The sequence below is a fragment of the Garicola koreensis genome, assembly GCF_014195445.1.
Lineage (GTDB): Bacteria > Actinomycetota > Actinomycetes > Actinomycetales > Micrococcaceae > Nesterenkonia > Nesterenkonia koreensis.
Genome location: NZ_JACIBT010000005.1, coordinates 12,855 through 25,212 on the forward strand (window position 1 = coordinate 12,855; position 12,358 = coordinate 25,212).

13 protein-coding genes are annotated in these 12,358 nt (G+C 65.6%); 12 read left to right on the forward strand and 1 reads right to left on the reverse strand.

Annotated elements, in window-relative coordinates:
• A complete protein-coding gene (locus FHX47_RS07685; RefSeq protein ID WP_183358349.1) occupies positions 1-1,542 on the reverse strand; it encodes an aminopeptidase P family protein in 1,542 nt (513 codons plus the stop codon).
• A 23-nt stretch (positions 1,543-1,565) separates the two neighbouring features.
• Between FHX47_RS07685 and FHX47_RS07690 the strand changes: the two genes are divergently transcribed.
• The 12 genes from FHX47_RS07690 (at position 1,566) to FHX47_RS07745 (ending at position 12,337) form a co-directional block, all read left to right on the forward strand.
• Positions 1,566-2,420 (forward strand): PHP domain-containing protein, encoded by an 855-nt coding sequence (locus tag FHX47_RS07690; RefSeq protein WP_183358350.1) that lies wholly within the window; start codon positions 1,566-1,568, stop codon positions 2,418-2,420.
• Entirely contained in the window at positions 2,417-3,055 is a 639-nt protein-coding gene (locus tag FHX47_RS07695) for a TetR/AcrR family transcriptional regulator (protein WP_183358351.1), read from the forward strand. Before FHX47_RS07690 ends, FHX47_RS07695 begins: the two co-directional genes overlap by 4 nt.
• Before the next feature lie 87 nt (positions 3,056-3,142).
• Positions 3,143-3,376 carry a DUF3107 domain-containing protein gene (locus FHX47_RS07700; protein WP_183358352.1) on the forward strand — a complete coding sequence of 78 codons (234 nt, stop codon included), beginning with the start codon at positions 3,143-3,145 and terminating at the stop codon, positions 3,374-3,376.
• An 8-nt stretch (positions 3,377-3,384) separates the two neighbouring features.
• Complete coding sequence (locus tag FHX47_RS07705; RefSeq protein ID WP_183358353.1) at positions 3,385-4,953, forward strand: DEAD/DEAH box helicase; 1,569 nt, start codon at positions 3,385-3,387, stop codon at positions 4,951-4,953.
• Positions 4,950-5,510: a GNAT family N-acetyltransferase gene (locus tag FHX47_RS07710; RefSeq protein WP_183358354.1), complete on the forward strand. Its 561-nt coding sequence runs from the start codon at positions 4,950-4,952 to the stop codon at positions 5,508-5,510. The genes FHX47_RS07705 and FHX47_RS07710 overlap by 4 nt, the downstream gene beginning before the upstream one ends.
• A 28-nt stretch (positions 5,511-5,538) precedes the next feature.
• Entirely contained in the window at positions 5,539-6,102 is a 564-nt protein-coding gene (locus tag FHX47_RS07715; RefSeq protein ID WP_183358355.1) for an arsenate reductase/protein-tyrosine-phosphatase family protein, read from the forward strand.
• 207 nt (positions 6,103-6,309) lie between these two features.
• Positions 6,310-6,606 (forward strand): co-chaperone GroES, encoded by a 297-nt coding sequence (gene groES / locus FHX47_RS10860; protein ID WP_183358356.1) that lies wholly within the window; start codon positions 6,310-6,312, stop codon positions 6,604-6,606.
• 36 nt (positions 6,607-6,642) lie between these two features.
• Positions 6,643-8,241, forward strand: coding sequence for a chaperonin GroEL (gene groL, locus FHX47_RS07725; RefSeq protein ID WP_183358357.1), 1,599 nt, complete (start codon positions 6,643-6,645; stop codon positions 8,239-8,241).
• A gap of 150 nt (positions 8,242-8,391) precedes the next feature.
• Complete coding sequence (locus tag FHX47_RS07730) at positions 8,392-8,823, forward strand: acyl-CoA thioesterase (RefSeq protein WP_183358358.1); 432 nt, start codon at positions 8,392-8,394, stop codon at positions 8,821-8,823.
• Positions 8,816-9,586, forward strand: coding sequence for a CPBP family glutamic-type intramembrane protease (locus tag FHX47_RS07735; RefSeq protein ID WP_183358359.1), 771 nt, complete (start codon positions 8,816-8,818; stop codon positions 9,584-9,586). Before FHX47_RS07730 ends, FHX47_RS07735 begins: the two co-directional genes overlap by 8 nt.
• A gap of 93 nt (positions 9,587-9,679) precedes the next feature.
• On the forward strand, positions 9,680-11,200 hold the full coding sequence (gene guaB / locus FHX47_RS07740) for an IMP dehydrogenase (RefSeq protein WP_183358360.1): 1,521 nt from the start codon (positions 9,680-9,682) through the stop codon (positions 11,198-11,200).
• Positions 11,201-11,233: 33 nt separating this feature from the next.
• Positions 11,234-12,337: a GuaB3 family IMP dehydrogenase-related protein gene (locus tag FHX47_RS07745; RefSeq protein ID WP_183358409.1), complete on the forward strand. Its 1,104-nt coding sequence runs from the start codon at positions 11,234-11,236 to the stop codon at positions 12,335-12,337.
• The last annotated feature ends 21 nt before the right edge of the window (positions 12,338-12,358 follow it).

The window sequence follows — 12,358 nt, forward strand, 5'->3', positions numbered from 1 at the left end:
TCAGGACTGTAGGCGTGCGATCCAGGCTTCGACGTCGTCGGGGGTGCGCGGCAGCGCCGCCGACAGGTTCTCCACCCCGGTCTCAGTGACCAGCACGTCATCTTCGATCCGCACGCCGATGCCGCGGTACTCCTCAGGTACGGCTAGGTCCTCGTTCTTGAAGTACAGCCCGGGCTCGATGGTGAACACCATGCCCGGCTCCAGCACCCCGTCCAGGTAGAGGTCCCGCTTCGCCTGAGCGCAGTCGTGGACGTCCAGGCCCAAATGGTGGCTGGTGCCGTGGGGCATCCAGCGACGGTGATGCTGGCCCTGGGGCGAGAGCGACTCCTCCAGCGAGACCGGCAGCAGCCCCCAGGCGTCGAGATGCTCGGCCAGCACGGTCACCGCCCGCTGGTGGATGTCACGGAATTTGATGCCGGGGCGGACAATCTCGAAGGCCGCATCGGCGGCCGCCAGCACGGCCTCATACACCTTCCGCTGGACCCCAGAGTAGGTGCCGGAGACGGGGATGGTCCGGGTGATGTCTGCGGTGTAGAGCGAATCGGCCTCCACCCCGGCGTCCAGCAGCAGCAGCTCGCCCGGCTCGATCCGGTCATGGTTGCGGATCCAGTGCAGAATGGTGGCGTTGTTGCCGGAGGCGGCGATGGTGTCATAGCCCAGGTCATTGCCCTCCAGCCGGGCCCGGGCGAAGAAGGCGCCCTCCACCACGCGTTCGCCGCGCTGGTGGCCCACCGCCTGCGGAAGCGCCCGCACCACGTCGTCGAACCCGGCGATGGTCGAGGCCACGGAGTCGCGAAGCTGGGCGATCTCCCACTCATCCTTGGTCAGCCGCAGCTCGGAGAGCGCCTCGGTCAGGTCGGCGTCCAACGCGTCGGAGGCCTCCAGATCTACCCCGGTGTTCACCCGCGAGGTGTCCACCAGGGCGTCGACGTTGAGGTCAGCCTCACGCAGCAGGCGGATGCGTGTGCCGCCGACCTCCACGGCCCCGGCGTTCTTGGTGACTGCGACCTCCAACTCGTCGAGGTCTTTAGTGCGAATGCCCAGACGCACCTGGAACTCGTTGAGGTCCGGGCGCGGCCCGATCCAAAATTCGCCGTAGCGTGCGTCGGCGTAGAACTCTTCGGTGTCGCGGCCGGCCATCGGCTTGAAGTACAGCGTGACCTCGTGATCGGAGCCGTCGTCGCCCTCACCGGGTTCGACCGGTTCGAAGACCAGAACCGCATTGGGCTCATGGTCCACCCCCAGCCCGCTCAGGTGCGCGAACGCCGAGTGCGGACGGAAGCGGTAGTCAGTGTCGTTGGAGCGGACTTTCAGCGCTCCGGCCGGGATGACCAGCCGTTCCCCGGAGAACTTCTCCGAGACCGCACGACGACGCCCGAGGCTGTGCTCGGCCACGGCGTCGCGGGTGTGCTCAGTGCCTGCGGCTGGGGCCCAGTGGGAGGCCATAAAATCCTTGAATGCCCGGGACGTGGGGCGCTGGGAACGGTTGTTGACGCGGTCCTGGAGGTCCTGCCGACCCTGCTCGCTCTGCGTTTCAGTCATAGCAGATAGTCTGTCATGTTGAGATGAGCTTTGACCTGCATACCCATTCCACGGTCTCTGACGGAACTGAGTCACCGGCCCATGTGGTCAGTGAGGCTGCCCGGGCGGGGCTTGCGGGTCTGGCGCTGACCGACCACGACTCCACCGCCGGGTGGGACGAGGCTCGAGCCGCCGCTGAGAGCCATGGCCTGCGGTTCATCCCCGGCAGTGAGATCACCTCCAAGTCTCAGGGCACCAGCGTGCATATGCTCAGCTATCTCCACGACCCGAAGGATGTGGGGATGGTGGAGCTCAACGCCACCGCACGTGGGGGCAGGGTGGAGCGCGCCAAACGGATCTGTGAGCGCCTGGCCGAAGACTTCCCCATCACCTGGGACTCAGTGCTGGAGCACGTGGGCGAGGATGCGACCATCGGCAGGCCCCATTTGGCTGATGCGCTGGTGGCCGTCGGAGCAGTCCCTGATCGTGGCACGGCCTTCCACAGATACCTGCACAAGGGCAGCAAGTACTACGTCGGCCAGGACAGCCCGCATCCGGTGGAAGTGATCAGCACCGTCCGTGCCGCCGGCGGGGTGCCAGTCATCGCCCATGCCATGGCCGCCACCCGCGGCGGCACGCTCAGCATGACCGAGCTGGAGGAGCTGGTCGAAGCCGGCATGTGCGGAGTGGAGGTCCACCATCGGGACAACACCGCTGAGGGAAGACAGCTTCTTCTGGATCTGGCTGCCCGGCATGATCTGATCGTCACCGGGTCCTCCGACTACCACGGGTTATCCGGCAAACCGAACCGGCTGGGGGAGAACTGCACCGACCGACAGCAGCTTCAGCGCATCCTGGAGCTGGGCACCGGTGCGCGGGCATACAATGGCACACGATGAGTTCACCGGTTCCCTCTGAGAGCGCAGGCCAGGGGCGCACCAAGCGCCTGCCCCGCGAGAAGCGTCGTCAGCAGCTGCTCAGCTGCGCCCTGCAGATCTTTGTGGCCAAAGGCTTCCACGCTGCCTCCATGGACGATATCGCCGAGGCCGCCGCTGTCTCGAAACCGGTGCTCTATCAGCACTTTCCGGGCAAGCACGAACTCTTCTTAGACCTGTTGGACACCCATCTGGGCTACCTGCGCGATGAGCTCACCGCAGCGCTGTCGAGCACGGACACCAACAAGGACCGGGTGGCCGGCACGGTGAGGGCTTTCTACGAGTTCATCGCACGCGAGGACAAGGCCTACCGACTCATCTTTGCCGCCGGTATGGACCATGATGAGGAAGTCTCCGACCGGCTGGACCGCTTTCACGATGCGATGGCCACGGCGATTGCTGAGGTGATCGCCGATGACACCGGCCAACCCATGGCCGCGGCCACTATGCTTGGTCACGGACTGATCGGCATGGCCACCTCGGCCGCCAGACACTGGAGCAGGCTCTCCGAACGCCCCGATTTGGACACCTCCGCCCAGCTGACCGCACGTTTGGCCTGGAGAGGAATATCCGGCTTCCCCAAAGAGAGCACCGCGTAGCGGCCGGTACACTTTTGCAGCAGGAGTATCTGACATTTTCTCCGAGCCGTGCACCCTCACGGCCGGGGCCCAACTTTGAGGAGTGGCATGGAAGTACGCATCGGAGTCCAGAACGTTGCCCGCGAGATCGTCGTCGAGACCGACGCAAGCGCGGAGGACGTCGAAAAGACTGTCGCCGAGGCGATCGAGAAGGCCAAGCCGCTGTTCAGCCTCACCGACCGCCGCGAGAAGAAGATCGTGGTGCCGGTGGCCTCCCTCGGATACGTGGAGATCGGCTCCGACATCAAAAAGACGGTCGGCTTTGCCGCCGTCGCCGACTGAAAGTATGAATGACTGCTGAGACTGAAACACCCAATGACCAACCCACCGCCTCGGGTGAGGCCCATGAACCGTCTGCGCACCAGCCGACGCTGACCTTCGCTGACTTCAACGTCCGCAGCGAAATCGTGGACAGCCTCGCCGAGAAGGGCATCACCAGTCCCTTTCCTGTGCAGGAAGAGACGCTGCCCATCGCCCTGCCGGGCAACGACATCATCGGCCAGGCCAAGACCGGCACCGGAAAGACGCTGGGGTTCGGCATTCCGGCCCTGCAGCGGGTCACTGCACCCGGCGATGAGGCCTACGAGCAGCTCCAGACCCCGGGGGCACCGCAGGCGCTCATCGTCGCCCCGACCCGCGAACTCGCCGTCCAGGTGTCTCAGGACATCCGGGACGCCGGCTCGAAGCTGGGCGTACGGGTGGCCACCATCTACGGCGGCCGCGCCTATGAGCCCCAGATCGAGGAGCTGGACCGCGGGGTGGAGATCGTTGTCGGCACTCCGGGCCGGCTCATCGACCTGCACCGGCAGAAGCACCTGAACCTGAAGCACATCCGCATCGTGGTGCTGGACGAGGCTGACGAGATGCTCGACCTCGGGTTCCTGCCCGATGTGGAGAAGCTGCTCTCCTTCGTGCCCACTGTGCGCCAGACCATGCTCTTCTCCGCCACAATGCCCGGACCCGTGGTCTCGATGGCACGGCGGTTCATGTCCCGGCCCACCCACATCAGCGCAGCCGACCCGTTCGACGAAGGCGTGACGAAGAAAGACATCCGCCAGGTCGTCTACCGCGCCCACCAGCTGGACAAGGACGAGATGATCGCCCGGATCCTGCAGGCGGATGGCCGTGGTCGCACCATCATCTTCACCCGCACGAAGCGCCAGGCCGATAAGCTCGCCCAAGAGCTGATCAGCCGCGGGTTCGCCGCCGGCGCGATCCACGGCGATCTTGGTCAGGGCGCTCGAGAGCAGGCGCTGCGGGCCTTCAGGAACAACAAGGTCGACGTCCTGGTGGCCACCGATGTGGCCGCCCGCGGCATCGACGTCACCGATGTCACCCATGTGATCAACCTGGTCTGCCCCGAAGATGACTCCATGTACCTGCACCGGATCGGTCGCACCGGCCGCGCCGGTCAGAAGGGCACTGCGGTGACCTTCGTGGACTGGGAAGACATGGGCCGCTGGAAGCTGATCAACAGTGCGATCGGTCTGGGCGTGCCCGAGCCGGTGGAGACCTACTCCTCGTCGCCGCACCTGTTCGAGGACCTGGACATCCCGGCCGGCACCAAAGGCCGCCTGCCCCGGCACAAGCGTTTCAAGGAGGGCCTCGCCGCCGAAGAGATCGAGGATCTCGGCGGTCCGGATTCGCGGAACAGTCGCAGCTCCGGCCGCAGCGGATCAGGTGCAGGCTCCAAGACGGGACGATCAGGGCGATCCCGAAACCGAAGTCGCAGCACCGCGTCAGAGGCGCCGAAGGACAGTGCCAGCGCCGGTTCCGCCCAGCCGGGCGAAGGCGGCTCCTCGCGGCGGCCCCGGCGTCGTCGTCGGCGCAGGGTCTCAGGCGGCACCACCGATTCATGAGCCCAGCCGCCGTCGTCGACGTCCGTGAGGCACGAGCGCAGGACTATCAGCGCATCGCCGACCTCACCGTCGCCGCGTATGTGAACGGCGGTCACATGAGTCCCAGCGCCGGCTACCTGCAGCACCTGAGGCAGGTAGCGGATCGAGCCGAGCGTGCCCAGCTGCTGGTGGCCGAGGTCGAGGGCGTGGTGGCCGCCTCGGTCACCGTCACCGACTACGACGGCGACTATGCCGAGGTCGCCCGCCCCGGGGAGATGGAGTTCCGCATGCTGGCCACCGCCCCAGAGCTGCAGGGCTCGGGCGTGGCCCGCCATCTGGTTCGGCACGTCATCGCCGCGGCGCAAGCCCGTCCCGAGATCAGCGCAGTGACGCTGTGCAGCCTGGCCAGCATGACCGCCGCCCACCGGCTGTACGGCTCCGAGGGATTCAGCCCGGACCCCAGCCGCGACTTCGTGCTGATCACCCCGGAGACGACGGGGAGGTTTCCGTTCTTCTGCAGAGAAGTCCGATCGAGCCGAGCGCAGTCCCGCCGGCTCACCCCCATCGAAAGGACGTGAGGCACAGGTGCCAGGAAGATTTACGATCATGGCAGTGTGCACCGGCAACATCTGCCGCTCACCGGCCATGGAGCGGCTGCTGGCACAGACCTTCAGCGCCGAGCCCGAGGTTACTGTCATCTCGGCCGGCACCTATGCGCATGTCGGTGAGGACATGCAGCCGCAGATGAAGCGGCGCATCGCCGACTATGGATCCGATGTGAACGACTTTGTGGCCGAACAGGCCACTGTCGAAATGATCGAAGGCTCCGAGCTGATACTCGCAGCGACCCAGGTGCATCTGGACGATATGCTCGCCGAGGTCCCGGCCGCCGGTGAGCGCAGCTTCACGCTGCCTCAGTTCGGACGCCTGCTGCAGCACCTCAGCGCCGATGAGGCGGCCGAGGTCGCCGATCCGAGCACCCCGGTGATCGACCGGCTCGCCGCACTGGTCCCGATGGTGGCGCAGGCCCGCCGCGAGCAGACCCAGCCCGGCGAGGAGGATGAGGTCGTTGACCCCTACATGCTTCCGGAGAGCGTCTTCGACGAGTCTTTCCGCCAAATACGCGAGCCGATCGAAGCGCTGAGCCGTACGCTGAAGCTGGGAAACTAGCACTCCGCTTGATTGAGTGCTAATCCAGTCATATAGTTTCTATTAGCACTCAGCACACCTGAGTGCTAACTCCTGCGGGGTCGTCAGCCCAGTAGGAGATCAAGCCTGAAGGACGCGCCACCGGCACCCGCGACGACGGTTGGTTCACTCCCAAGGCGAGCAACAGTCAAGGAAAGATTTCGACTCCAAGCAAAGGAGAGAACTGACGTGTCAGTCTCCATCAAGCCCCTCGAGGATCGCATTGTTGTCCGCCCCCTGGAGGCCGAGCAGACCACCGCTTCCGGCCTGGTTATCCCGGACACCGCCCAGGAAAAGCCCCAGGAGGGCGAAGTTGTCGCCGTCGGCCCGGGCAAGTTCGATGATTCCGGAAACCGCATCCCTGTTGATGTGACCACAGGCGATGTGGTGATCTACTCCAAGTTCGGCGGCACTGAGGTCAAGGTCGGCGGCGAAGAGTACCTGGTGCTCAACGCCCGCGACGTCCTCGCCAAGGTCGAGAAGTAAACCTCTTCCACTCGACTTTTCTAAGGAGTACAACCTATGGCAAAAGAGCTGCTGTACGACGACGCCGCCCGCAAAGCACTTGAGGACGGCATCAACAAGCTCGCCGACACCGTCAAGGTCACCCTGGGCCCCAAGGGCCGCAATGTGGTGCTCGACAAGTCCTGGGGTGCGCCCACCATCACCAATGATGGTGTGACCATCGCCCGCGAGGTGGAGATCGAGGATCCCTACGAGAACCTCGGCGCCCAGCTGGCTAAGGAAGTCGCCACCAAGACCAACGACGTCGCCGGCGACGGAACCACCACCGCAACTGTGCTTGCGCAGGCTCTGGTCAAAGAGGGCCTGCGCAACGTAGCCGCCGGGGCTGCCCCGGGCGAGATCAAGCACGGCATCGAGGTCGTGGTGGACGCGGTCACCCGCCGTCTGCGTGAGAACGCCCGCGAAATCTCCGGTCAGCGGGAGGTCGCCTATGTCGGTGCGATCTCCGCGCAGGACGATGAGGTCGGAGAGCTGCTGGCCAGCGCCTTCGACGCCGTCGGAACCGACGGTGTCATCACTATTGAAGAAGGCTCCACCACATCCACGGAGCTGGACATCACCGAGGGCATGCAGTTCGACAAGGGCTTCCTCTCGCCGCACTTCGTCACTGACGCCGAGCGTCAGGAAGCTGTGCTGGAGGACCCGCTGATCCTGATCCACCAGGGCAAGATCTCCAATATGCAGGAGTTCCTCCCGGTGCTGGAGAAGGTCATGCAGGCCAAGAAGCCGCTGTTCATCATCGCCGAGGACGTCGAGGGCGAGGCCCTGTCCACCCTGGTGGTGAACAAGCTGCGCGGCACTCTGCAGGTGGCCGCGGTCAAGGCCCCGGGCTTCGGCGACCGCCGCAAGGCCATGCTGGAAGACATCGCCACCCTCACCGGCGGCACCGTCATCACCCAGGACCTTGGTCTGAAGCTGGACCAGGTCGGCATGGAAGATCTGGGAACCGCCCGCCGGGTGACGGTCACCAAGGACGAGACCACCATCGTCGACGGCGCAGGAACCAAGGCCGACGTCGAGGCTCGCGCCGCACAGATCAAGGCGCAGGCGGATGCTTCGGACTCCGAGTGGGACCGTGAGAAGCTCCAGGAGCGGCTGGCCAAACTGGCCGGCGGCATCGGCGTCATCAAGGTCGGCGCAGCCACCGAGGTGGAGCTGAAGGAGCGCAAGGCCCGCATCGAGGACGCCGTCTCCTCCACCCGCGCCGCGCTGGAGGAGGGCATCGTCGCCGGAGGCGGCACCGCCCTGATCAACGCCCTGTCCACTCTGGACCAGGACGAGCAGATCACCAGCCTCAGCGGTGACGCCGCGGCAGCGGTCGGCATCGTCAAGCGTGCTCTGGTTCAGCCGCTGCGCTGGATCGCACAGAACGCAGGCGAAGACGGCTTCGTCGTCGCCGCCAAGGTCGCGGAGCTGGAGCCGAACCACGGCTACAACGCCAAGACCGGCGAGTACGGCGATCTGATCGCCGCCGGCGTCGTCGACCCGGTGAAGGTGACCCGCTCTGCTCTGCAGAACGCGGCATCCATCGCCGCCCTTGTCCTGACCACCGAAACTCTGGTGGTGGAGAAGCAGGAAAACGAGGACGACGACTGACCCTGATCAGTCAGTTCCCGCACTGAGGCCCCGGCTCCTACGAGTCGGGGCCTCAGCCATTTCTGGGCGGCCAGTGTGGGGATGCGAGGATTGTGGGATGCGAGGATGAGACGCAGACCCCAACCGCCGCCCCACCTCAGAAGGAGAAGGATGAACTACAGTGCTGATGCCCCGCAGTATGCGTTCCGCTGCGAACTGCAGCTGCGGTGGAGCGACCAGGACCTGCTAGGTCACGTCAACAATGCCCGGACCGTCACCTTGGCCGAAGAGGCACGGGTGCGGGCGGATACGGCGTGGTTCGACGACGCGGCGAAGGTCGGTTCCCGCGTGGTGCGCACCCAGCGAATAGACTTCGAGGCGCCCATTCGCTACGGGCCTTCGCTCTACGCCTCGGTCTGGGTGGCTCGCATCGGACGCACCTCCTTCACCCTGGTCCATGACCTGTGGCAGCAGGGCCACCGGTGCGCACTGATCGAAGCAGTCATGGTCGAGGTTGACCCCGAGACCGGCAGACCGGTGCCGATCAGTGACGAGGACCGGGAACTGCTGGAGGCCCACGCAGCGGATTCCTCCGGTGACTGAGTCACGGCGCTTCTACGCATGGGAAGTCGGCATCGTGCTGGCGCTCTCGCTGGGGCGTTCGGCAGTCTATGCGGTGCTGCAGCTGGCCGAGGCGCTGAGCATCGCCCCGCTGGCGGACCAGACCGCCACCGTGCAGCGTTCCCAGTCCCGCAGCGAGCTCTTCGACGTCACCTTCCAGGTCCTGGACGCACTCTTCGCCCTGGCCCCCGTGGCCCTGGTGATCTACCTGGTCTGCCTCCACGGCGGCAACCCCTTCCGACGCTGGGGTTTGGACTTCAGGCGTGGAGGCACCGACTGGGCGCTCGGGACCGGGCTGTTCGTCCTCATCGGGCTGGGCACTATGGGCATCTACTTCCTCGGCCGCAGCCTGGGGGTGACAGCGCAGATCATCCCGGCCGACGTCACCGATTACTGGTGGAGCGCACCGGTGCTGCTGCTTTCGGCTCTGCGCCACTCGCTGCTGGAGGAGGTGATTATGATCGCCTACCTCTTCGACCGCGCCCGGCGCATCTGGCCCCAGCTGGGCAGCGGCGGCACCTTCTGGGTGATCATCGCCGCATCCGCCGGGCTGCGGGGGGTGTATCACCTCTACCAGGGATTCGGGCCGGGCGTGGGCAACGCGATCATGGGCGTCATCTTCGGCTGGATCTACCTCAAGTACGGCCGGGTGATGCCGCTGGTGATCGCCCACTTCCTGCTCGACGCCGTCGCCTTCCTCGGTTTCCCGCTGGTGCTGCAGGCCTTCGGGATGAGCGCCTTGTAGCTGCGGAACAGTTGTCCCGAGCACCAGCGCGCGACGTAGACTGGTTGCCGCTGTGCATTGACTGCCGTGAACGATCTGCGAGAGGCGCCGCCTGTGAGCCACACCCACCCCGAGGGGCACGATCCCTTTGCTCTGCTCGGACTGACCTACGACGATGTTCTGCTGCTCCCCGGCGAGACCGACGTCATCCCCTCCGAGGCCGATACGGCCACGCGGCTGACCCGCAACATATGGGTCAACTCACCGGTGGCCTCTGCGGCGATGGACACGGTCACTGAGGCGCCTATGGCCATCGCTCTGGCACGGCTGGGCGGGATGGGCATCATCCACCGCAACCTCTCCGTCGAGGACCAGGCCAAACAGGTGGACCGGGTCAAGCGCTCCGAGTCCGGGATGATCACTGACCCGGTGACCATCTCCCCCGAGGCCAGCCTGGCCTATCTCGATGACATCTGCGCCCACTACCACATCTCCGGGCTGCCGGTGGTCGACTCGGAGGGCACGCTGGTGGGCATCATCACCAACCGTGACATCCGCTTCATCCCCACTGAGGAGTACGGAAGCACCCGGGTGGAGGAGAAGATGACCCGGCAGCCGCTGGTGACCGCCAAGATGGGCATCCCCAACTCTGAGGTACTGCGGATCTTCAGTGAGCACCGGGTGGAGAAGCTGCCGCTGGTCGACGACGCCGGCAGGCTGAGCGGACTGATCACCATCAAGGACTTCGACAAGGCCGATAAGTTCCCCCAGGCCACCAAGGACGACGAAGGCCGGCTGCGCGTCGGGGCCGCCGTCGGGTTCTTCGGTGAGGGCTTCGACCGTGCCATGGCGCTGATTGATGCCGGTGTGGACGCCCTGGTGGTCGACACCGCCAATGGCCACACCCGAGGCGTGCTGGACATGATCGCCACGCTGAAGGCCGAGCCGGCTGCCTCCGGGGTGGACATCATCGGCGGACAGGCTGCCACCACCGTCGGCGCCCAGGCGCTGATCGATGCTGGTGCGGACGCGATCAAAGTCGGCGTCGGGCCCGGTTCGATCTGCACCACCCGGGTGGTCGCCGGAGTGGGCGTCCCGCAGATCACCGCGATCTACGAAACCTCCAAGGCAGCGATGCCTGCCGGGGTTCCGCTGATCGCCGACGGCGGACTGCAGCACCCCGGAGACATCGGCAAAGCGCTGGTGGCCGGTGCTGACTCGGTGATGCTGGGCTCGCTGCTGGCCGGTGCGGCTGAATCGCCCGGCGACCTGGTCTTCTACCAGGGCAAACAGTTCAAGGCCTACCGGGGGATGGGCTCGCTGGGAGCGATGCAGACCCGGGGGAAGAACACCAGCTACTCCAAGGACCGATACTTCCAAGCCGATGTGCCTGATGATGAGAAGCTCATCCCTGAAGGCATCGAGGGCCAGGTTCCCTACCGCGGGCCCCTGACGGCGGTGCTGCACCAGCTCACCGGCGGTCTTCGCCAGACCATGTTCTACGTCGGCGCCCACACCATCGCCGAGCTGAAGTCCAAAGGCCAATTCGTGCGAATCACCTCGGCGGGCCTGAAGGAATCGCACCCGCACGATGTGATGATGACGGTCGAAGCCCCGAACTACCGCGGAAAGTAGGCAGCAGAAGACGTGAACGAGATCTCTATCGGGATGGCCAAGACCGGGCGCCGGGCCTGGGCGCTGGACGACATCAACATTGTCCCCAACCGTCGCACACGGTCGCCGCAGGATGTCAGCCTGGATTGGCGGATCGACGCCTATACGTTCTCCATGCCAGTGATCGGCGCGCCCATGGACTCGGTGATGTCACCGCAGACGGCGATCGCTCTGGGCCGGCTGGGAGGCTTGGGGGTTCTGAACCTGGAGGGCCTCTGGACTCGGTATGAAAATCCTGAACCGGTGCTGGAGGAGATCGCGCACCTGGAGAACAGAGAGATCTCTCCGTCCAACACCCGGCGGCTGCAGCAGCTGTATTCCGAACCCATCAAGGCTGAGCTCATCACCCAACGGTTGGAGGAGGTGCGGGAGTCCGGCGTCGTCGTCTCCGGGTCGCTGACTCCGCAGCACACCCAGGAGTTCTACCAGACCGTGGTGGACGCCGGAGTTGATATGTTCGTCATCCGCGGCACCACAGTCTCCGCGGAGCACGTGTCCGAACATATCGACCCGCTGAACCTCAAAGAGTTCATCTATGAGCTCGATGTGCCGGTGATCGTCGGCGGTGCTGCCGGATACACTCCCGCGCTGCACCTGATGCGCACCGGTGCCGCCGCAGTGCTGGCCGGTTTCGGCGGCGGTTCGGCAACCACGACGCATCGGGCGTTGGGCATCCGGGTGCCGATGGCCACGGCGATCGCGGACATCGCTGCTGCGCGGCGGGACTATCTGGACGAGTCCGGCGGCCGCTACGTCCACGTGATCGCCGACGGCGGCCTGGGAACCTCCGGGGACATCGTGAAGACCCTGGCTATGGGTGCCGACGCGGTCATGCTGGGGGCGGCACTGGCGCGGGCGGAGGAGGCGCCGGGCGCCGGCTGGCACTGGGGCTTGGAAGCAGTCCATCCCAACTTCCCGCGCGGGCACCGCACCCAGGTGGGGACAGTGGCACCGCTGGAGGAGGTGCTGATCGGCCCCGGCCACCACACCGATGGGACGTCGAACCTGATGGGCGGACTGCGCCACGCCATGGCCTCCTGCGGCTACGTGGATCTGAAGTCCTTCCAACGGGTCGACACCACCGTCTCCCCGCTGTAGAGCGCCATTACGGTTAGCTGG